The sequence below is a fragment of the Leptolyngbya sp. UWPOB_LEPTO1 genome (genome assembly GCF_017302695.1).
Lineage (GTDB): Bacteria > Cyanobacteriota > Cyanobacteriia > Leptolyngbyales > Leptolyngbyaceae > Leptolyngbya > Leptolyngbya boryana.
Genome location: NZ_JAFLCJ010000004.1, coordinates 46,014 through 65,786 on the forward strand (window position 1 = coordinate 46,014; position 19,773 = coordinate 65,786).

Genomic DNA, 19,773 nt, shown 5'->3' on the forward strand with positions numbered 1-19,773 from the left:
TCAAGCACTTTCTAAGATTTGCTTGAAACTCAGTTTCATTCTAGTGGCTCGACGCGATTCTAAAGCGGTTTTGGAATCATTCCTAATCGATCGAGAATTAATTCTTCATCGTGCGATCGCTCTGGGTTCGGTGCTGTTAACAACTTCGCACCCGTAAAGATTGAATTTGCCCCTGCAAAGAAACACATCGCCTGCAATTCATCACTCATTTCAGTCCGACCCGCAGACAGCCTTACCATTGCCTTTGGAAAGAGAATCCGAGTTGTCGCGACCATCCGAACGAGCGCGATCGCGTCAATCGGTTTCGCAGCTTCTAAGGGCGTGCCATCGATTGGAATCAGTGCATTAATGGGAATCGATTCAGGAGGCGGATTTAATTTGGTGAGAGTTTCGAGGAGCGATAAGCGATCGTCGATCGTTTCACCCAATCCGACAATTCCACCACAACAGACGGAAATTCCTGCGTCACTGACAGCGCGAATCGTCTCTAGCCGATCTTGATACGTCCGAGTCGTAATAATTTTGTCGTAATACTCCTCAGAAGTATCGAGATTGTGATTGTACGCCGTGAGTCCCGCTTCTTTCAGTTGTTGAGCCTGATGCGGTTTCAGCATTCCCAACGTGCAGCACACTTCTAGATCCAAGGCTGCCACTTGTCTCACCATGTCGAGAACGCGATCGAACTGTGATCCATCTTTCACTTCTCGCCAAGCCGCACCCATACAGAACCGAGTCGAACCTCCTGCTTTTGCGGCTCGTGCTTCTTCAAGAACCGCATCGAGTTGCATCAAAGGTTCCGGCTTCAAGCCTGTATTGTGATGCACACTCTGAGCGCAATAGCCGCAATCTTCCGGACAAGCCCCACTCTTAATATTGCCGAGCGTACAAAACTGAATCGCCCGCGGATCATGATGTTCGCGGTGTACCCGCTGCGCCTCAAATAACAAATCTGGAAAAGGCTGGTGATAAATCTGGGCAATGCGATCGCGCGTGTGAACAGCAGAAATCATGAGCAACAGTCGAGAAAGAACGATTCTTTATCATCGGTGATTCTGACCTGAGATACAATCTCGACTGCCGGATTTTGTTTTGAGTGGGAATTGGAGACTGGAGAGACATTTTTTAGATCCTCTACCCCTACTCCCCACTCCCTACTCCCCATTCCCCCATCTACCCTCTTTCAATGTACAATTCCACGATGATGACCCGAACCCCCTCCCGCCAACGTCCTCCGGTTCGTCCTAAACGATTTCGGATCACGCTCACCGACATGCTGTGGGCACTGATTGGGCTGATGTTGACGATTGGTGGAACCTTGCTTCGAGCCACGATCGCAGGCGCACCCTGGGCATGGACACCCCAAGCGGTTCCCCTCCACTTTTTAGGAACTAGCTATCAGATTGGAGCCGTTTTACTGATTGGCTGTTTGGGAGGGAAAAATGCAGCCGTCATGTCGCAGATTGCTTACCTCGCTCTGGGACTTGCTGGATTTCCCGTCTTTTCTCAAGGCGGCGGCATTCAGTATATGAGTTCACCCGGATTTGGATATTTGCTCGGATTTGTCCCGGCAGCTTGGATTTGCGGATATCTCGCTTTTCGGGTGCCCCCGCGCTTGGAATCACTCGCTTTTAGTGGATTGTGTGGAGTCGTCGTGATTCATGCGATTGGGATTCTGTATTTAATTTTCGGATCGATATTCCGCTGGATCAATTTCGGCGAACAGTCGCTGTGGCAGGCTTTTCTCTCCTATTCGGTTAATTTGTTGCCCGGACAACTGGCAGTCACGTGCTCGGTTGCTGTCCTGGCGTTTGTGCTCCGACGGGTGATGTTTTACTAACAGAACCAATTTTCTGTGAGAATTGAGTATCTTGCCCTTTGCTGATTCTTTCATGCTGAGAAATCGTTTTTTCTGGATTGCCGCGATCGCAGGATTACTCCTTGATCGGTTGACGAAATTGTGGGTCGTGAAAACGATGGTATTGACCATTCCGCCCCAAGAAACGATCGTGATTCCAGGGATTTTACATTGGGCGTATGTGATCAATGATGGGGCAGCGTTTGGGATTTTATCGGGGAGTCCGATTCTGCGGTGGTTGTCACTGCTTGCCAGTGTCGCATTGATGGCGTGGGCGTGGTTTGGGCGGAGAATGCTGCGCTGGGAACAATGGGGTTACGGATTGGTCTTGAGTGGAGCGCTCGGAAATGGCATCGATCGCTTTGTACTCGGGCATGTTGTCGATTTTATTAAAGTGCCATTCGTCTATGTTCCTTATCCCAACCCATTTCCGAACTTCGTTTGGATTCAGTTTCCGATTTTTAATCTGGCAGACGTTTTTATTAACTTGGGGATTATTTGTCTCCTGATTGGAATTTATCGTACTCCCGACACGCCCAAAAATTCTAATTAAATCCGCAATTACCACAGTTATTCAGTAAACTTTGCGTAAAGACTTCCCGGTTTTTGAGGCGATTTCTGAGAAAACAGAGTAGTTGTCAAATATCACTCAAAGATCACTACGTTGCATTTTTCTGAACGGGCGAGTCCCCTTGAGAGTCAAAAGTTAGTGTGTCCTGCTGAGATAGTTCGAGCCGTTTGAAGTTGAAAATCCACATGACGAGCAACCGTTTTTTGAAACGAGCCATTCGCGTTTCGCGATCGGCATCACAACGGCTCCCCAATCGAGCCAATCACTGGTTTAAGTGGCTATCTCCGGGGTTACTGGTAAAGCGCTGGATGTTTATCAGTGCCAGCGGGGTGTTGTTGATTCTACTGGGGGTGGGAATTTGGAGCAGACGGACTCCAGTGTTTCATCTTACGCAGTTGTTCGGTGATTTGCTCGAATTGCTGACTCGCTTAATTCCGAATTATGTCAGTGGACCGCTCGTCCTGGGTTTGGGCTTGTTGCTGGTGTTTTGGGGACAAAAGCGCACCGTCCGATCCATCAGTGAAGTTTTGATGAGCGATCGCGATGAAGAATTAGTCGATGTGTTGATTAATCATCGCAAATTAAACCGAGGCGCGAAAGTCGTTACAATCGGGGGCGGAACCGGGTTATCGACGCTGCTGCGGGGCTTAAAAGTGATCAGCGCCAATATTACCGCGATCGTGACTGTGGCAGATGATGGTGGATCTTCGGGGCGACTGAGACGAGAAATTGGCGTATTGCCACCCGGAGACATTCGCAACTGTATTGCAGCCTTAGCGGATGAAGAAAAACTTTTAACCGAATTATTTCAATATCGATTTAAAGCAGGCGACGGTTTAGTCGGACATAGTTTTGGGAATTTGTTTTTAACCGTATTGAGTGATATCACCGGAGATTTTGAACGCGCGATCGCAGCCAGTTCTAAAGTTTTGGCGATTCGAGGACATGTGCTCCCTGCGACGTTGAGTGATGTCAGGCTTTGGGCAGAACTTGCTGATGGACGCTATATCGAAGGCGAATCGAACATTACAGAAGCCCGGGGAAAAATTGTCCGCATGGGCTGTAAGCCTGCCAATCCGCCTGCATTGCCGAAAGCTTTAGATGCGATTGATGAAGCGGATTATATTGTGATTGGACCGGGAAGCCTGTACACCAGCGTGATTCCGAACTTGCTCGTTCCAGAAATTGCAGAAGCGATTTCCGCTCGACAAGTGCCTTGCATCTATGTGTGCAATATCATGACGCAGCCTGGAGAAACCGATGGCTATTCGGTCGCGGATCATATTCAGGCCATCGATCGTGCGTGTGGACAAAGATTATTCGATTCAGTACTCGTTCAGAAAACGCCACCTTCTGCCAAAGCGTTGATTCGATATGCTCAAGAACAGTCTCATCCGGTGGATCTCGATGCGGATGCGGTGACGCAGTTAGGTCGGCAAATCATTCGTGCCAATATTATGATCGAAGATGAAGAGACGGGCTATGTCCGCCATGATTCGCGGCGCTTAGCACGGGTGATTTATCGATGGTCGGAACGGGCACGGCAAAAATGGTAATTGAACTCCAAGATGCAGCAGCAACGCGATCGCTCGGCATTCAACTCGGTCAAGTTTTACCCGCAGGCACAGTTTTACTGCTTCAGGGCGATTTAGGCAGTGGCAAGACTTCTTTAGTGCAAGGAATTGGGGAAGGCTTGGGAATTCGAGATGCGATCGAGTCTCCAACCTTTACGCTGATCAATGAGTATTTAACCGGACGAATTCCGCTCTATCACTTTGATTTGTACCGATTAGAGCCAGAGCAAACGGCAACGCTTTATCCTGAGATCTATTGGGAAGGCATTGAAGTGGAGCCGGGAATTTGCGCGATCGAATGGGCAGAGCGGTTAGCATTTAAGCCAGATTCCTACCTTGAGATAGTTCTGACCTATCAAGACGAAGGACGCAAGGTAGAAATTCAGGCGATCAAGGATGCGGTGATTCCAGAATTGAGAATCCGAACTTAGAATAGTTTAGAGAGTGTTTGAAACGTATCAATTTCCTCGCTTCGTTTTGGGAGCGGGTGAATGCGATGAACGATACATTTCAAATATCCTCTAAAGTAGCCCTTTCCTGCGTTGCCCTATGTCTCAGACTCCTGCAAAAATCTGCATTCTCGGTGGTGGCTTCGGAGGCTTGTACACCGCACTTCGACTCAGTAACCTTCCTTGGGGAAGAAACGAGCAGCCCGAAATTACGTTAGTCGATGCGCGCGATCGCTTTGTCTTTTCGCCGTTGCTGTATGAATTAGTCACCGGAGAACTGCAATCTTGGGAAGTTGCTCCGCCTTACGAAGAATTGCTCGAAGACACAACGATCCGATTTCGCCAAACGGCGGTTGCAGATATTAATACCGACACGAAACAAGTCCGACTCGCAGATGGTGGACTGCTCGATTACGATCGCTTAGTGCTGGCGATGGGCGGCGAAACTCCGATGGACAGGGTTCCAGGAGCCGCAGAATTTGCCATTCCTTTTAGAACGATCTCGGATGCCTATCAACTCGCAGATCGGCTCCGTCAGTTAGAAGCATCTGATACCGATAAGATTCGAGTTGCAGTCGTTGGAGCCGGGTATAGCGGGATTGAACTGGCTTGTAAACTCGCGGATAAGTTAGGCGATCGCGGTCGAGTACGCGTGATCGAAGTCGGAGATCAGATTTTGCGATCGTCGTCTACGCATAACCGCGATGCTGCCACAAAAGCCCTCGAAGAACGCGGAGTCTGGACAGATTTAGAAACCTCGGTTGAATCGGTTGGTGCTGGAAGTATTTCACTGCTGTACAAAGGGGTCGTTGATACGATTCCAGTCGATTTGGTGCTGTGGACAATCGGGACGCGCATGAATGAAGTCGTCAAGAATTTGCCACTGAAACAAAATGAGCGCGGTCAGATTCTCGTCACTTCGACATTGCAAGTTGTGGATCATCCTGAGATTTTTGCTATTGGCGACTTAGCAGATTGCAAGGATGCCGATGGTCAGCAAGTGCCTGCCACTGCACAAGCTGCCTTTCAGCAGTCTGACTATACTGGATGGAATCTTTGGGCATCGTTGAGCGATCGCCCATTACTGCCATTTCGGTATCAATATTTTGGCGAAATGATGACTTTAGGCATTCATGACGCAACTTTAACCGGGCTTGGCATTCAATTAGAAGGCACTGCGGCTCACTTAATCCGCCGTTTAGCGTATTTAAATCGGATGCCTACTTTAAAGCATCAACTCCGTGTAGGATTCAACTGGATCACTCGCCCAATTATTTCCGCGATCGCGCAAATGGGTGAATAATTAGAAGGCTATTGGGTCTGTTCCTAGTTGAAATCGGGATTTTGTTGTTATGAAACGCCCCCAAGTGGTGTTTTTTGATGCTGTTGGTACATTATTTGGTGTGCGAGGAAGTGTCGGGCAAGTTTATCGAGAAATTGCTCGTGCTCATGGTGTAGAAGTCGATGCCGCGAAGATTGATCGCGCATTTTATGAGAGTTTCAAGGCTTCTCCGCCGTGTACATTTCCAGGAGTGGATGTATTAGAAATTCCGCAGCTTGAGCAGCAGTGGTGGAATACGATCGCACAACAGACTTTCGATCGGGCTGGCGTTTTGCATCAGTTTGCAGATTTTTCTGAATTCTTCTCAGATCTCTACTACCATTTCGAGACTGCAAAACCTTGGTTCATTTATCCCGATACCGTTCCAACGCTAGAAAAATTGCGCTCTTTAGACATCCCGCTCGGAGTTTTATCAAATTTTGATTCCCGATTATATAAAGTTCTAAAAGCGTTGAATCTAGAAGATTTTTTCGACTCAATTACGATTTCAACAGAAGTCGGAGTCGCAAAACCCGATCCAAAAATTTTTGCGATCGCGCTTGAGAAACATGATTGTCAGCCTGAGAATGCTTGGCACATTGGCGATAGTCAGCAAGAGGATTATGAAGCGGCGAATGCGGCAGGGTTGCGGGGAATTTTGCTGAATCGGTAGCTGTTTTTTGTAAGTAGTTCGTCCCGTTGAAAGTGGTAGGGAGAGTGGGGAGTAGAGGAGTAGGGAGTGAGGACAGAAAAACATTTCCCCACATCCCCACTCTCCACTCCTCACCTCTTCAAAGGTCTGATATAGTACCTAGATACCAAATGGTATCTCCCTATGCCGATTAAGCCCTCGCAAATTCTCAATCTGCTCGATCGTAAACGCGAAGATTTTGCACTGTTCGATCGCGCTGCTCTACAAGCGTTGCAGCAGTATGGAACTGCATTAATTCAACTGTCGCAGAAATCTGATCAAGCCATATCAGCAGCACTCGACGGGATCAGAGAGTGTGGAGCTAGACCCTTAGAGCCGTTGGGAATGTTTCCAGAATGGGTCATGCACGCGGGATTGTCCTGGCAAAATCGTGAAGAAAGTTTGGAATGGGTACGCGATCGCATTACTGGAGTTTCAACGTTTTCGGTAGACGGATCGCAAATCTACCCGAGTAAAGACTTCTCGATTCCAGTCGCACTTGTGCAAATTGGCTGGTATGAAAACTTTCACTTGCCCTCCGGTGAGTATCAAAAAGATATTGAGTTAGATGTTCTCACGCCAAACGATTTGAAGGTTGGACGCGGTGATCTTGCCGATCGACGAGTGAATTTACGTCGATTTGAAATGGAATGCGATCGCATTATTCAATACATGGAAGAACACGCAGGACAACGTGATTGTTTAGCATTTTTCGATGGATCGCTGATTGCAACATTTTCAGAAGCGTTTGATGAAGAGACACGCAGTTTTTATTTGAGATGTATTCTCAACGTATTACGTGCGAGTGAAGATTATCGCGTTCCGGTGATTGGATATATCGATACTTCCAGCGCACGAGATTTAACAGAGATGATTCAGCGATTAGCTCAGCTACCCGATAGTAAAACGATTCATGATGCTCAATTGTTAAATCGCGCGAAAAATCAGATGCAGTGGGGCGATCGCACGCCGATTTTTTTGTCTCAACGGTCTGGAGTTCTAGACTTATATCAGGAACATCGCGATCGCATCGCATTTACTTACCTCAAAACCAATCGGGATAGCTATGCGGCTCGAATTGAACTGCCCCTGTGGATTTATGAAGAAGGCTGGCACGATCAAATTCTCGATTGGGTTCGGGCTGAGGTCATCATTGGCGGCGGATATCCTTATGTGATCGAAACAGCGGATCAAGTCGCAGTTTTGAAAAATGACGATCGCCAAACCTTTTATCGATTGTTACAAGAGTGGGCAGAAAAAGAAGATCTGACCCTGAGACTGTCTCGCAAGATGATTAGTAAAGCGCGGCGAAGATAAGAAACGCTAACAAAATGCGGAATTGAACGACACAGATGCGATGTTGAATCAAGCTTTCTGGTTTGACTCACAGAGAGTGATGCGTTCGTCCTTCCCAACTCACAGGAATCGACGCAGAGCTTTGAGACAAACCAGCTCAATATCATCGGAGTCCTATCTATGCGTCGTGCTTGGATCTTTGGGTTCGTCACACTCCTGACACTCTTGACGATCGCACATCCCACTTTCTCCCAAACCAATTTCACGGACATTCAATCTCACTGGGCAAAACCCTGCATTGAGAAATTGGCACAAAAAGGAATCATTAGCGGTTTTCCAGGCAATCAGTTTCGTCCGAATGAGCCAGTCACCCGCGCACAATTTGCGGCAATGATTGCTAAGGCATTTCCTGAACAGATGAATGCTCCCAGTCGTCCTGCGATTCAGTTTCGCGATGTTCCCGCGAATTTCTGGGCGCGAGATGTCATTCAGAAAGCGTATCGATCGCAGTTTTTTTCAGGCTTTGAGAATCAGACCTTTAAGCCCGATTTAGAAATTCCGAGAGCGCAAGCATTAACCGCATTAGCAAGCGGCTTGAAGCTCAAACCAACTAATGATGTTGAACTCAGCAACAAAGCATTCATTGACACTCGAACTATTCCTAACTTTGCGAAAAGCGCGATCGCGGCAACCACCGAAAAGCAAATTACCGTCAACTATCCAATCATGCGTCGATTGAACCCGAATCGAACTGCTCAACGCGGTGAAATCGCAGCGTTTCTCTGTCAGGCATTACCCGATACGCAAGGCTTGATTAGCAACCAATTCATTCCTAAACCAGAAACACAGGCGCGAGAAATTCGTGGTGTATGGCTAACTAACATTGATAGTGATGTCTTGTTTGAGAAAGAGCGCCTGAGTAATGCTGTCAATGAACTAGCGCGATTGAACTTTAATACGCTTTATCCGACGGTACTGAATTGGGGATATACCTTGTATCCCAGTAATGTCATGCAGCAAGAGATTGGATTTCCAGTCGATCCGCGCCCCGCTGCAGCAGGATTACGCGATCGCGATATGCTGCAAGAACTGATCACCGAAGCTCGCTCAAAAGGGATGGCGGTGATTCCTTGGTTTGAGTTTGGGTTTATGGCTCCCAAAGATTCAGAACTTGCTCAAAAACACAAAGATTGGTGGACACAGAAACGCAATGGCTCGGTTGATTATCAACCTTCAGCCCTCGACGGCAAGCAAATTCCAGTCTGGTTCAATCCCTTCAAACCTGAAGTCCAACAGTATCTTCTGAACTTAGTCACCGAAGTGGTTGAAAAATATGATGTTGATGGGATTCAGTTCGATGATCACTTTGGTTTACCTGTGAGCTTTGGATACGACGACTTTACTGTCAATCTCTACAAAAAAGAACATCAAGGTAAAGCTCCACCTAGCAATGAGCGAGATCCAGAATGGTCACGTTGGCGCTCAGATAAACTACAAGACTTTCTGACCAAGCTTTTCCAAACGGTCAAATCTCGCAAGCCGAATGTTCTGATCTCACTGTCACCGCTAGATTTACCCTTTGCTTATGAGGAACATCTAGTGGATTGGCATAAGTGGAGAGAAGCAGGTTTGCTTGAAGAAGTCATTCCCCAAATCTACTTTCAGGGACAGAAGTTTGTCGATCGTAGTAACCCTGACAACTGGGCAACCTTAAAAGCTGCTCGCGATACGGTTCCCACTGCGATCGGGATTTTAAGTGGATTGTCTAGCACACCTCGCCCCATCGAAGAAATTCAGCGTCAAGTCAAAGCAGTCCGCGATCAAGGCTATGCTGGAATGTCGTTTTTTTTCTATGAAACCCTGTGGAATAAATCACCTGAACCGATCAGCGATCGCAAAGCAGGCTGGCAAACTATCTTCAAAGAGAAAGTTGAGCGCTTTCGGCTATAAGATTTGCTAGCTCTACTCGTCGAACTCATTCATTATGCAGAGTGGGGAGTAGGGAGTCCCCACTCCCCACACACATCAATCCTTGAGGAAATCCAAAGAATCAGAACTCGTAGCTGAAGAGACAAGACTCGCACAGGCAATTTCGTTAAAATGATCGTCGCAAAGTGAGCCAGATTTATGAAAGTTGCTTTTTTCAGTACCAAATCATACGATCGCCGATTTTTTGAAGCTATCAATGCAACCTATCAGCACGACATCACCTTTTTTGAAGTACCACTAAACGCCGATACGGCAATGCTTGCGACAGGCTATCCCGCAGTTTGTATGTTCGTGAATGATGTCGCAGATACCGACACTTTGAACAGTCTCGCTGCGAATGAAACTCAGCTTCTCGCCTTGCGATCGGCTGGATTTAACACCGTGAACTTACAACGAGCAGCAGAGCTAGACATCAAAGTAGTCCGTGTTCCAGCTTATTCTCCCTATGCCGTTGCAGAACATGCCGTTGCTCTCATTTTGGCGTTGAATCGTAAAATTTACAGAGCTTACAATCGAGTTCGAGATGATAACTTTGCATTAGAAGGACTCCTTGGATTTGATTTGCATGGGTGTACCGTTGGGGTGATTGGTACAGGCAGAGTTGGCATGGTCTTTGCTCAAATCATGCAGGGATTTGGGTGTTCTGTGATTGGATATGATGCCTATCCAAACGAGCAATTGACACAGTATGTTTCCTTACCTGAACTATTTGAGAAGTCTGATATTATCTCGCTGCATTGTCCATTGTTGCCAGAAACCTATCATTTGATTGATCAAAGTGCGATCGCACAAATGAAGCCCGGAGTCATGCTGATCAATACAAGTCGGGGGGCTTTAATTGATACGGATGCTGTGATCACAGGAATTAAAACTGGCAAAATTGGCTATCTAGGAATTGATGTTTATGAGCAGGAAGAGAACTTATTTTTCCAAGATCTGTCTGACACCATTATTCAAGATGACACCTTTCAGCTTTTACAATCTTTTCCGAATGTTTTGATTACCGCGCACCAAGCATTTTTTACTCGGAATGCCTTAGAAGCGATCGCAACAACAACGCTCTCCAATATTTCAGATTTTGAGCAAGGAAAGCCATTGAAGAACGAAGTTGTCTACCACCCTTCTCCAGCTTTACTATGAAAATTCTGGTGCTGAACGCAGGCTCAAGCAGCCAAAAGAGTTGTCTGTATTCAATCGACGATCGCCTACCCAATGAACCCCCAGAGCCAATGTGGGAAGCCGCGATCGATTGGGCACATCATCCCGGCTTTGCAGAGATCAAGGTCAAAACCGCAACTGAAGAACTGACAGAAGAGATTGAAGTCAAATCGCGTCTTGAGATTATGGCGCATCTGCTCTCAATGCTTTGGCAAGGGAAGACCGCAGTTCTCAATCACCCGACTGACATTGATGTGGTTGGACATCGAGTCGTACAAGGTGGGCAAGAATACTCTCAACCTGTACAGATTGATCAAACAGTGAAAGCAACGATCGATCGTCTTTCCACGCTGGCTCCAAATCACAATCCTGCTAATCTCGAAGGTATTGAAGCGATCGAGCAATTTTTAGGAACTGAAATTCCACAGATTGCCGTATTCGATACTGCCTTTCATCGTCAAATCCCCGATGCTGCTGCAATCTACCCCGTTCCTTATGCTTGGGTCGAGCAAGGAATTCGGCGCTATGGATTTCATGGCATTAGTCATCAGTACTGTGCTGAACGAGCCGCACACTTGTTACAGCGAAACTTAGAAGACTTGCGCCTGATTGTGTGTCATCTTGGCAACGGGTGCTCACTTTCTGCCATCGCCCAAGGACATAGTATTGATACAACAATGGGATTCACGCCGCTCGATGGCTTAATGATGGGAACGCGCTCTGGTTCGGTTGATCCAGGGATTTTAATTCACTTGATGCGACAAGAAGGCTATTCTGTCGATCGCTTAGATCGCGAACTGAATCGAGAATCAGGTTTGAAAGGAATTTCTGGCGTTTCTGCTGATTTGCGCCAAGTCATGAAGGCGATCGCAGACAACAATTCTCAAGCACAGTTAGCACTCGACATTTACATTCATCGCTTGCGCGCTTACATCGGGGCAATGCTCGCCAGTTTAGGAGGGGTAGATGCTTTGATTTTTACAGCAGGCGTGGGGGAAAATTCAGCGATTGTGCGTTCTCTAGCTTGTGAATCCTTTGGTTTTCTGGGCTTAAAGCTTGATGCTCACAAGAATGAAAATCGCCCCGTTGATCAAGATATTGCCACAACAGATTCAACGGTGCGAGTTTTAGTCATTCATACGCAAGAAGATTGGGCGATCGCTCAAGAATGCTATCGTTTAAGAGCTAAACATGTATCGCTTCACGAGAAACAATCATGATGAGCCAACTCCCGAATCAGATTACGGCTCCAGCTTGGGTGCAACTTTTCAATTGGATTGTTGATCCGCTTGGATTCCTGGACAAATACACTCAGAAGTATAGTGATGTTTTTACCATGCAACTGGCTGGACTGGGATTGTCTGTCGTCATTGCCAATCCGAAAGCGATTCAGGAAATCTTTAATCAAGATGCAAAGTTTGATATGGGACGGGGTAATGCGCTCGCAGAACCGCTGTTAGGACGAAATTCTTTGCTGTTACTGGATGGCGATCGCCACCGACGAGAACGCAAATTACTCATGCCGCCTTTTCATGGGGAAAGACTGCACACTTACGCCACGCAAATCTGCAAAGTTGCTGATCAAGTGGCAAGTCAGTGGCAAGTTGGACAGCCTTTTATTGTCCGAACCTCGATGCAAAACATCAGCTTAGAAATCATCTTGCAAGTTGTTTTCGGGTTGAGTGAAGGAGAGCGATATCAACAGCTTAAAGTTCTCTTGACCGAATGGCTGGACATGACCGATTCACCTTCACGATCGAGCATGTTATTCCTAAAATTTTTGCAGAAAGACTGGGGAGCTTGGACTCCTTGGGGACGGATGCAACAGCGCCAACGCCAAATTCATGACCTACTTCAGGCAGAAATTGACGAGAGAAGAACGAAGGGAGATGAGAAACGGAGTGATGTTCTCAGCCTGATGATGGCAGTGCGAGATGAAACTGGGCAAGCCATGAGCGATGAAGAATTGAGAGATGAATTGCTCACGATCTTGTTTGCTGGACATGAAACCACTGCAACAACTCTATCTTGGGCGTTTTACCAGATTCATCAACAGCCAGAAGTGCGTGAGAAATTGCTCAAAGAGCTTGAAAGCCTAGATGCACATGCGTCTCCAATGAGCATGGCTCAACTTCCCTACTTGAATGCTATCTGTCAGGAAACACTCCGAATGTATCCTGTGATTCCTGTGCTGTTTCCGCGCATTTCTAAAGTGCCTGTGAAGGTTGCAGACTATTCATTTGATGCAGAGACGACTCTCTGGATATCTCCTTATCTGGTGCATTATCGAGAAGAGCTATATCCAAATGCTCACCACTTTGAGCCGGAACGATTTCTCGATCGACAGTACTCGCCTGCTGAGTATTTTCCCTTTGGAGGCGGGAGTCGGCGATGTTTGGGATATGCGCTGGCTCAGTTGGAAATGAAGCTCGTTCTGGCAACAATCTTATCGAAATACCAACTTGCTTTAGCTGACGATAAACCTGTGAAACTACAGCGCCGTGGGTTTACGCTCGCTCCGACAGGTGGAGTGCGAATGGTGTTGACTGAGAAGCCATAGATATCTTTCGAGGTTCAGGACTTTAAGCTAGTCGTGCGAAGTGGGGAGATGGGGGAGTGGGGAGAACCCAGATTCACATTGCTCCCTATCCCCATCAGATTTACTGTAGTAAACTACTGGACACTCTACTGCTCGCTTGTCTGCCATAAAGGATAGAACCGAAGCCAGTAATATACATCAATAAGCTATAAACCGCAGCGGGCACAGCCATATCGGGGTTGTTGAGTAGACCCGCAGTGATAGCAATTGCTAGCGTTCCGTTTTGAATCCCGACTTCAATAGCGATACAGATTTGTTGAGCGAGCGGCAGCCGAAACAGCTTTCCGACCAGAAATCCTGCCAGTGTTGCCAGGAGGTTGAGCAATACGACACCGATTCCTACCTGCACCAGAAATCCTGGGAGCTTACTTCCTTCTCGTACCAGCAACAGCACAATAATCAGCGCTAACAATCCTATGGCAAGTCGGCTCATTTGCTTTTCTAGACGGCGTGCTGTGTCAGGAAACTGATGACGAATTGCCATGCCGATCGCTGTCGGTAGCAGTGTGATCAGAAAAATTTGCAGCATGGTCTGCCCAATCGGTAGAGCGATTGCCGCACTTTGCCCTAGGAAATATTGCAGCGCCAGATTTGTAAAAATCGGAATCGTAAACACAGTAGCGATGCTACTCAGCGCTGTGAGCGTTACTGACAGAGCAACATCGCCCTTTGCCAGATAAGTTATGAGATTAGAAGAAGGACCACCCGGACATACTGCTAGAACAATCAGACCAACCGCGATCGCGGGCTGCATGGGCACAACCAACGTGATCAGTATCCCAATCAGCGGCAGCAGCAATAGCTGGCAGATCGTGCCCACCGCAACTGCTTTGGGATCACGAGTAATTCGTTTAAAGTCTTCTGCAACCAGACTTAACCCCATACCCAACATCACAATTGCCAGAGCCAGCGGCAGTAAAACAGAGGTGAAGATGTTGCTCTGCATCGTTATTAGACATTGATTTTGATTTGCACAGGTATCATACAAGAATATGTTCAGAGTTTCGGTATGCTCTGCTCACACTCCCTGCACCCGTCAGACAAACTCGAACCAATCAATTTGAATCGTTCGGCAATCCGAATGCGGAGAGAGCATAAGCTAAGCTGTAGTTGTTGAGCAAGTCAAAGTTCTCCAAAGTGGAGTTGTTATCATGCAGGTCGGTTTGAACTGTGCGCTGAGTGATGTCCATATTGATGCTGCTCAAGCAAGTAGTCAGCGTCAGATGGCAATCTCGATCGAAGCCATCCCCCAAGCGTCGCCTCGTGAGACTCCGCTCAATCTCTGTCTGGTTCTCGATCAGAGTGGATCGATGGCAGGTCGATCGCTGCAAACTGTTCAACAAGCCGCCGCTAGGCTCATCGATCGCTTATCCCCAGGAGATCGACTCTCGATCGTCACGTTCAATCACAAAGCCAAAGTTCTCCTCCCCAATCAAATCGTTGAGGATCCAGAGCCGTTAAAACTTGCCTTAAACCGTCTGGAAGCGTCGGGCGGCACTGCGATCGACGAAGGGATTCGACTCGGAATAGAAGAAGTCGCAAAAGGGAAAAAGAATGCCGTTTCACAAATGTTTCTCTTGACGGACGGAGAGAATGAACACGGCAGTAACGATCGCTGTCTCAAACTCGCTCAAGTCGCGACCGGATACGGTCTGTCGATTAATTCACTCGGATTCGGAAGTGCTTGGAATCAAGACGTTTTAGAAAAAATCGCCGATGCGGGTGGTGGGGCACTTTCTTATATTCAAGAACCTGAGCAAGCGGTGACAGAGTTTGGGCGATTGTTCGATCGCATTCAATCGATCGGCTTAACGAATGCCTTTTTACGCATTGTTTTATCGCCAGGAGTTCGCCTCGCAGACTTTAAGCCTGTCGCCCAAGTTGCACCCGAAACCGTCGAATTACTTGTGCAGCATGAAGATAACTTAGTCGGCGCGCGCTTAGGCGATTTGATGGTCGGCTCACCTCGCGTGATTTTGGCGAATGTTTACCTGACGCAGTTGCCGGAAGGGAAAAATACGATCGCCGAAATTCAAGTGAAATACGATGATCCAACTTCAGGTGAATTAGCACTCGCCTCTGAAACCTTCCCGGTTGAAATTACAGCTCAAACTCAATACCAACCCGCACCAAACTCAGACGTTCAGCAGCATATTCTCGCTCTCGCAAAATATCGACAAACCCAAATCGCCGAAACCAAATTGCAGCAAGGTGATCGACAAGGAGCCGTAACCATGCTGCAAACAGCCGCACAAACTGCTTTGCAAATGGGCGATCGCAATGCGGCAACCGTTTTACAAACTAATGCAACTCAACTGAGTTTAGGAGAAGACTTATCGGAAGTCGATCGTAAAAAAACTCGACTCGTTTCTAAAACTATTTTGCAGGCGGGAGATTCTGAGTAGGCGTACCGAATTCAACCGTCGGCAGCGCACAAATCTTTTTCGTCATCTGTGGATCAGAATAGCGATCGGTTTTCCAAGTGGCAGGAGAGCCGACTCCGTTGGTATACGTGATCTGATTGGTTTTGCAATTCACATCTGCATAGAGAAACTGAAACACGCCACTGCACGCTGTCCCGCTATTTTTTCCCATCGTCTGCACAACGATCAGTTGACGAATATTTTTATCTGGCTGATTGGGGCGTTCCTGACGTGCCACGATAAATTCTGGATCTGTATAAAATTCGCAACCATCCCGCGTCTGCCGCATCAGCAGACTATATTTGCTCATCACGAAATTAAACGTTTCAACATCAGGAAGTGCTGCCATTGCTGAACTCTGACCCAAAATGGCAAGAGCAAGTGTCATAGTGATTAAGCGCTGCATACAGACCTCATCCGAATACAAATGGCTTGAATGATTTTGGCAGATTCAGTTCCCTAGGTTGATCAAAAAAATATCGATCCCACAATACCCTTTACAATAGTTGAATGTAGAATCCCACAGAAATTAAACCGTGAATAGCGTCCGTACTGTTTCCGATACTAAGCGATCGTTTTATAGTCTTCACACCCGTCCGGTGAATTCGATTTTCCGCCGAGTCGTGGAAGAATTGATGGTCGAAATGCACCTACTGGCTGTGAATACTGATTTTCGTTACGACCCGTTTTATGCATTGGGTGTCGTGACAACTTTCGATCGCTTTATGCAAGGGTATCGCCCTGAAGCTGATAAAGAGTCGATTTTTACAGCATTATGCAAAGCATTAGAAGCGGATCCACAGCAATATCGCACTGATGCTCAGCGATTAGTTTCGACGGCATCAAGCGCAGCTTGGGATTCAATGCTGATTCCAGATAAGGCATACGATTATCGAGAGGCGTTACAAGCCGTCGCGTCGAATCCAAAATTCAAGTACAGCCGCCTTTTTGCCGTGGGTTTATATACGATTTTGGAAGCGTCTAGCCCTGATGTGGTCAAAGACACCGCAAAACTGAACGAGACGTTTAAGCAAATTTGCCAAGCGTTAAATATTTCCGAAGAGAAAGTTCAGAAAGATTTAGAACTGTATCGCAGCAATCTCGAAAAAATGAATCAGATGCAAGTTGTGATTGCAGAAGCTTTGGCTGCCGATCGTAAAAAACGAGAAGAGCGTGAGCAAGCCCAAGCAAAACCGAAAGATGAAGCAACGTCTGAATCATAAGGCGATCGCAAATGCAGAATGGGGAGAGTAGAAAGCGCTCCCCATTTTTTGTATCGTTTGTAACAACGCAGCGGGATCAAACTCGACTACAAGTAGAACGGTATCGAGTTTGATTGCATGATGACTATTCCAGAAATTTCACAGAAACTATTCGCCGCGAAAAAAGCAAAAGGATTGAGCTTTGCAGATCTCGAATCTGTGCTTGGACGCGATGAAGTTTGGATCGCAGCGTTGTTTTATCGACAAGCGAGTGCATCTGAAGAAGAAGCAACCAAATTATTAGAAGCATTAGGCTTAAGCCTGGATCTTGTGCCTGAATTAGTAAGCTCCACGGTGAAAGGATTAGGGCCGATCGTGCCGACAGATCCTTTGGTCTATCGGTTCTATGAAATCATGCAGGTGTATGGAATGCCGATGAAAGAGGTTATCCATGAGAAATTTGGCGACGGCATCATGAGCGCGATCGACTTCACGCTTGATATTGAGAAAGTTGAAGATCCAAAAGGCGATCGCGTCCTCGTCACAATGAATGGAAAATTCCTCCCTTATAAGAAGTGGTAGATTTTTCGGACAATCCTCGGAAACTCATCTACACTAATCACAGTCAGAGATCCCTGACTCTTTGTGTTAGTTGAGAGAGCCGATGCACCCGCACGATTGTTCCTGTCCTGTCCACGATCCGCAAACCAAACAGCGTCAACTTCTCACCGCTCTCATTCTGGTGGGAAGTTTCGCTGTTGCGGAATGTACGATCGGGCTATCAAGTCATAGTCTTGCATTAGTGGCTGAAGCAGGACATTTAGTTTCTGATTGCTTTGCTTTGTTGCTGGCATTGCTCGCCACTCGCATCGCTCAATCTCCGATGCAATGGGGCTGGATTGGAGAGAACACCGTTGCGATTAAACCGAGCCGATCGCCTGAAACTTGGGCTGCTTTACTCAATGGCTTGGGACTAGTTGCCGTCACGATTTGGATTATTTGGGAAGCGATCGAGCGATTTCAAACGGCTACACCAGAGATTTCCAGCATTCCAATGTTACTGACTGCGATCGTAGGCTTAGTTGTCAATGGAATTAACATTGCAGTGCTGCATCAAGGCAGCGAATTCGATTTGAATTTGCGTGCCGCTTTCCTGCATGTGGTCGCAGATGCGTTGGGAGCAATTGGAGTGATTATCGCAGCGATCGCGGTTGCTGCATTCCATTGGATGTGGGCAGATGGCGCGATTAGTTTAGCGATCGCAGTTTTAATTCTAGGCTCAACCATTCCACTGATTCGCCAGAGCATTCAAGAGCTACGACGCTAATTTCCTAAATCCCTTTTCTCAATTCATTGACAGCAGTCTGCATATCCGTTTCTGCTATCAAAACGCATCGACTGAGAAGTTGAATATCCAAATCTTCTAACCCTGGAATCAAACTGCTTTGAATCGCTTGATATCCATTGTCAGATAAGCGATACAGCTTAAATACACCATCTTCCCAAAACCAGACTTCTAGCACTCCTAGAGCTTGATACTTCAACAATTTAGACTCACTACCAGAAGTGAAAATAATCTCGATCGCGAGATCTGGAATCGGTTTTCTAGACCCAAAACAATAGCTTTCATCTGCTTCTGCCGCAGCTTCAGGAGGTTTTTTCTGAGTAAAACTTCCTGTGGGAAGAAACCAGACTCCTTTGTCCAAGCAGTAAAGTCCTAGCAGAAAAGCAATGATTCCCGAAAAAACTTCGTGGTCTTGTCCAGGCATCCGTAATTCAATGGTTCCTTGATAAAAACTCAACCGCCTTTTCACCTCAGAGAAAAGACGATCCATTTGCTCAAAATCTTGCCAACTTTTGTTATGAAGCCGGATTACAGAATCCTGAGAATGAGTCTGTGCAGTAGGCATGACTAGAAATTGAATGCTTGGTCTAATTCTAGGTCAATTCAAATCATCCAGCAGCAATTAGAGCTAGCTTGCTGGCTCTAAATTGTAGCAATGTAAATGCTCACAATTAGCCTGCAACCTGCTGAGCTTCTTGTGAAGTTACTTCTTGGAATCGGATTTCATCGCGACGTGGATCAACTAAGCTCACTTTCAAGCGCAATTGATCACCGGGGCGAATCGAGCCGCCTATGCCTCTGACTCGGATGATCTACTCACTTGGCGCTGAGCAACTTGCATCAATAGCCGTAAAGCATTATTGACATCTTCTTCGGTTGGGAAAGCTTGTGCAACATCAGGAGCTAGGAGAACTAAATTGGTTCCTTTTCGATATCGTTCAATATATTTCCCTCGGACTCCTTCTCCAAGTTGAGAAAAGTCATACTCAGAGCGTAATTCATCTTCCATCTCATTCTCCTTGCTCATAGAACCTCCTTTCTGAACGAGTGGCTTTTCGGGCGCTGATAATTCGGATTTTTTCGTCTCGGTCAGTATGAGCAACAACTAGCAGTTCTCCATATTGAGACATCCCAATGATAACGTAGCGACTTTCTCCGATCGAATGATCTGGATCTGGGAAGGTGAAAGACAGAGCATCATCAAATACAGTTGCTGCTGCTTCATAAGGAGATGCCATGTTTTCTATAATTTGATTCCGCTTTCTCTGGGTTCCACTCAAACTCCATGCGAATCGCGCCT

At 46.8% G+C, this 19,773-nt stretch carries 21 protein-coding genes; 15 read left to right on the forward strand and 6 right to left on the reverse strand.

The window, feature by feature from the left end:
* Window positions 1-59: 59 nt before the first annotated feature.
* Entirely contained in the window at window positions 60-1,010 is a 951-nt protein-coding gene (gene bioB, locus J0L70_RS07690; RefSeq protein WP_190652766.1) for a biotin synthase BioB, read from the reverse strand.
* Between the two features lie 188 nt (window positions 1,011-1,198).
* On the opposite strand from bioB, the gene J0L70_RS07695 reads away from it, so the two are divergent.
* The 11 genes from J0L70_RS07695 to J0L70_RS07745 all read left to right on the forward strand — a co-directional run bounded on the left by J0L70_RS07695 (window position 1,199) and on the right by J0L70_RS07745 (window position 13,464).
* On the forward strand, window positions 1,199-1,837 hold the full coding sequence (locus J0L70_RS07695) for a biotin transporter BioY (protein ID WP_287453927.1): 639 nt from the start codon (window positions 1,199-1,201) through the stop codon (window positions 1,835-1,837).
* A gap of 52 nt (window positions 1,838-1,889) precedes the next feature.
* The gene (gene lspA / locus J0L70_RS07700) at window positions 1,890-2,408 is read left to right on the forward strand and encodes a signal peptidase II (protein ID WP_017289797.1); all 519 of its coding nucleotides are present in this window, start codon (window positions 1,890-1,892) and stop codon (window positions 2,406-2,408) included.
* Between the two features lie 203 nt (window positions 2,409-2,611).
* Entirely contained in the window at window positions 2,612-3,982 is a 1,371-nt protein-coding gene (locus tag J0L70_RS07705) for a gluconeogenesis factor YvcK family protein (RefSeq protein WP_017289799.1), read from the forward strand.
* Window positions 3,976-4,431 (forward strand): bifunctional alanine racemase/tRNA (adenosine(37)-N6)-threonylcarbamoyltransferase complex ATPase subunit type 1 TsaE, encoded by a 456-nt coding sequence (locus tag J0L70_RS07710; protein WP_017289800.1) that lies wholly within the window; start codon window positions 3,976-3,978, stop codon window positions 4,429-4,431. The genes J0L70_RS07705 and J0L70_RS07710 overlap by 7 nt, the downstream gene beginning before the upstream one ends.
* Window positions 4,432-4,549: 118 nt before the next feature.
* On the forward strand, window positions 4,550-5,752 hold the full coding sequence (locus J0L70_RS07715; RefSeq protein WP_190652768.1) for an NAD(P)/FAD-dependent oxidoreductase: 1,203 nt from the start codon (window positions 4,550-4,552) through the stop codon (window positions 5,750-5,752).
* Between the two features lie 49 nt (window positions 5,753-5,801).
* On the forward strand, window positions 5,802-6,443 hold the full coding sequence (locus J0L70_RS07720; RefSeq protein ID WP_017289802.1) for an HAD-IA family hydrolase: 642 nt from the start codon (window positions 5,802-5,804) through the stop codon (window positions 6,441-6,443).
* 162 nt (window positions 6,444-6,605) lie between these two features.
* Window positions 6,606-7,778, forward strand: coding sequence for a DNA double-strand break repair nuclease NurA (locus J0L70_RS07725; RefSeq protein ID WP_190652769.1), 1,173 nt, complete (start codon window positions 6,606-6,608; stop codon window positions 7,776-7,778).
* Window positions 7,779-7,937: 159 nt separating this feature from the next.
* Window positions 7,938-9,707: a glycoside hydrolase family 10-like protein gene (locus J0L70_RS07730; RefSeq protein ID WP_287453931.1), complete on the forward strand. Its 1,770-nt coding sequence runs from the start codon at window positions 7,938-7,940 to the stop codon at window positions 9,705-9,707.
* Between the two features lie 177 nt (window positions 9,708-9,884).
* Complete coding sequence (locus J0L70_RS07735; RefSeq protein WP_287453933.1) at window positions 9,885-10,886, forward strand: 2-hydroxyacid dehydrogenase; 1,002 nt, start codon at window positions 9,885-9,887, stop codon at window positions 10,884-10,886.
* Window positions 10,883-12,124, forward strand: a complete 1,242-nt coding sequence (locus tag J0L70_RS07740; protein ID WP_287453935.1) for an acetate/propionate family kinase — start codon at window positions 10,883-10,885, stop codon at window positions 12,122-12,124. The genes J0L70_RS07735 and J0L70_RS07740 overlap by 4 nt, the downstream gene beginning before the upstream one ends.
* Entirely contained in the window at window positions 12,121-13,464 is a 1,344-nt protein-coding gene (locus J0L70_RS07745) for a cytochrome P450 (RefSeq protein ID WP_287453936.1), read from the forward strand. The genes J0L70_RS07740 and J0L70_RS07745 overlap by 4 nt, the downstream gene beginning before the upstream one ends.
* A 100-nt stretch (window positions 13,465-13,564) precedes the next feature.
* On the opposite strand, the gene J0L70_RS07750 is transcribed toward J0L70_RS07745, so the two are convergent.
* Window positions 13,565-14,449, reverse strand: coding sequence for a bile acid:sodium symporter family protein (locus J0L70_RS07750; protein WP_287453938.1), 885 nt, complete (start codon window positions 14,447-14,449; stop codon window positions 13,565-13,567).
* Between the two features lie 205 nt (window positions 14,450-14,654).
* Between J0L70_RS07750 and J0L70_RS07755 the strand changes: the two genes are divergently transcribed.
* Window positions 14,655-15,908 (forward strand): vWA domain-containing protein, encoded by a 1,254-nt coding sequence (locus J0L70_RS07755; protein ID WP_017289809.1) that lies wholly within the window; start codon window positions 14,655-14,657, stop codon window positions 15,906-15,908.
* Here the strand turns inward: J0L70_RS07755 and J0L70_RS07760 are convergent.
* Window positions 15,880-16,314 carry a hypothetical protein gene (locus J0L70_RS07760; protein WP_148664730.1) on the reverse strand — a complete coding sequence of 145 codons (435 nt, stop codon included), beginning with the start codon at window positions 16,312-16,314 and terminating at the stop codon, window positions 15,880-15,882. The genes J0L70_RS07755 and J0L70_RS07760 overlap by 29 nt on opposite strands.
* 148 nt (window positions 16,315-16,462) lie before the next feature.
* Between J0L70_RS07760 and psb29 the strand changes: the two genes are divergently transcribed.
* The 3 genes from psb29 to J0L70_RS07775 all read left to right on the forward strand — a co-directional run bounded on the left by psb29 (window position 16,463) and on the right by J0L70_RS07775 (window position 18,455).
* Window positions 16,463-17,149 (forward strand): photosystem II biogenesis protein Psp29, encoded by a 687-nt coding sequence (gene psb29, locus J0L70_RS07765; RefSeq protein WP_190652776.1) that lies wholly within the window; start codon window positions 16,463-16,465, stop codon window positions 17,147-17,149.
* Between the two features lie 117 nt (window positions 17,150-17,266).
* Entirely contained in the window at window positions 17,267-17,710 is a 444-nt protein-coding gene (gene cynS, locus J0L70_RS07770) for a cyanase (protein WP_017289812.1), read from the forward strand.
* Window positions 17,711-17,792: 82 nt separating this feature from the next.
* A complete protein-coding gene (locus J0L70_RS07775; protein WP_017289813.1) occupies window positions 17,793-18,455 on the forward strand; it encodes a cation diffusion facilitator family transporter in 663 nt (220 codons plus the stop codon).
* A gap of 4 nt (window positions 18,456-18,459) precedes the next feature.
* Here J0L70_RS07775 and J0L70_RS07780 read toward each other — a convergent pair whose 3' ends face one another.
* The 3 genes from J0L70_RS07780 to J0L70_RS07790 all read right to left on the reverse strand — a co-directional run bounded on the left by J0L70_RS07780 (window position 18,460) and on the right by J0L70_RS07790 (window position 19,711).
* On the reverse strand, window positions 18,460-19,038 hold the full coding sequence (locus J0L70_RS07780; RefSeq protein WP_287453941.1) for a Uma2 family endonuclease: 579 nt from the start codon (window positions 19,036-19,038) through the stop codon (window positions 18,460-18,462).
* A 225-nt stretch (window positions 19,039-19,263) separates the two neighbouring features.
* The gene (locus J0L70_RS07785; protein WP_239741209.1) at window positions 19,264-19,482 is read right to left on the reverse strand and encodes a hypothetical protein; all 219 of its coding nucleotides are present in this window, start codon (window positions 19,480-19,482) and stop codon (window positions 19,264-19,266) included.
* Between the two features lies 1 nt (window position 19,483).
* Window positions 19,484-19,711, reverse strand: a complete 228-nt coding sequence (locus J0L70_RS07790; protein WP_242044680.1) for a BrnT family toxin — start codon at window positions 19,709-19,711, stop codon at window positions 19,484-19,486.
* Between the last annotated feature and the right edge of the window lie 62 nt (window positions 19,712-19,773).

What these genes read in the sequence shown, in the direction of transcription:
- bioB (WP_190652766.1), bottom strand. Translation starts at nt 1,010, where the DNA reads ATGATTTCTGCTGTTCACACGCGCGATCGCATTGCCCAGATTTATCAC.
- J0L70_RS07695 (WP_287453927.1), top strand. Translation starts at nt 1,199, where the DNA reads ATGATGACCCGAACCCCCTCCCGCCAACGTCCTCCGGTTCGTCCTAAA.
- lspA (WP_017289797.1), top strand. Translation starts at nt 1,890, where the DNA reads ATGCTGAGAAATCGTTTTTTCTGGATTGCCGCGATCGCAGGATTACTC.
- J0L70_RS07705 (WP_017289799.1), top strand. Translation starts at nt 2,612, where the DNA reads ATGACGAGCAACCGTTTTTTGAAACGAGCCATTCGCGTTTCGCGATCG.
- J0L70_RS07710 (WP_017289800.1), top strand. Translation starts at nt 3,976, where the DNA reads ATGGTAATTGAACTCCAAGATGCAGCAGCAACGCGATCGCTCGGCATT.
- J0L70_RS07715 (WP_190652768.1), top strand. Translation starts at nt 4,550, where the DNA reads ATGTCTCAGACTCCTGCAAAAATCTGCATTCTCGGTGGTGGCTTCGGA.
- J0L70_RS07720 (WP_017289802.1), top strand. Translation starts at nt 5,802, where the DNA reads ATGAAACGCCCCCAAGTGGTGTTTTTTGATGCTGTTGGTACATTATTT.
- J0L70_RS07725 (WP_190652769.1), top strand. Translation starts at nt 6,606, where the DNA reads ATGCCGATTAAGCCCTCGCAAATTCTCAATCTGCTCGATCGTAAACGC.
- J0L70_RS07730 (WP_287453931.1), top strand. Translation starts at nt 7,938, where the DNA reads ATGCGTCGTGCTTGGATCTTTGGGTTCGTCACACTCCTGACACTCTTG.
- J0L70_RS07735 (WP_287453933.1), top strand. Translation starts at nt 9,885, where the DNA reads ATGAAAGTTGCTTTTTTCAGTACCAAATCATACGATCGCCGATTTTTT.
- J0L70_RS07740 (WP_287453935.1), top strand. Translation starts at nt 10,883, where the DNA reads ATGAAAATTCTGGTGCTGAACGCAGGCTCAAGCAGCCAAAAGAGTTGT.
- J0L70_RS07745 (WP_287453936.1), top strand. Translation starts at nt 12,121, where the DNA reads ATGATGAGCCAACTCCCGAATCAGATTACGGCTCCAGCTTGGGTGCAA.
- J0L70_RS07750 (WP_287453938.1), bottom strand. Translation starts at nt 14,449, where the DNA reads ATGCAGAGCAACATCTTCACCTCTGTTTTACTGCCGCTGGCTCTGGCA.
- J0L70_RS07755 (WP_017289809.1), top strand. Translation starts at nt 14,655, where the DNA reads ATGCAGGTCGGTTTGAACTGTGCGCTGAGTGATGTCCATATTGATGCT.
- J0L70_RS07760 (WP_148664730.1), bottom strand. Translation starts at nt 16,314, where the DNA reads ATGACACTTGCTCTTGCCATTTTGGGTCAGAGTTCAGCAATGGCAGCA.
- cynS (WP_017289812.1), top strand. Translation starts at nt 17,267, where the DNA reads ATGATGACTATTCCAGAAATTTCACAGAAACTATTCGCCGCGAAAAAA.
- J0L70_RS07775 (WP_017289813.1), top strand. Translation starts at nt 17,793, where the DNA reads ATGCACCCGCACGATTGTTCCTGTCCTGTCCACGATCCGCAAACCAAA.
- J0L70_RS07780 (WP_287453941.1), bottom strand. Translation starts at nt 19,038, where the DNA reads ATGCCTACTGCACAGACTCATTCTCAGGATTCTGTAATCCGGCTTCAT.
- J0L70_RS07785 (WP_239741209.1), bottom strand. Translation starts at nt 19,482, where the DNA reads ATGGAAGATGAATTACGCTCTGAGTATGACTTTTCTCAACTTGGAGAA.
- J0L70_RS07790 (WP_242044680.1), bottom strand. Translation starts at nt 19,711, where the DNA reads ATGGCATCTCCTTATGAAGCAGCAGCAACTGTATTTGATGATGCTCTG.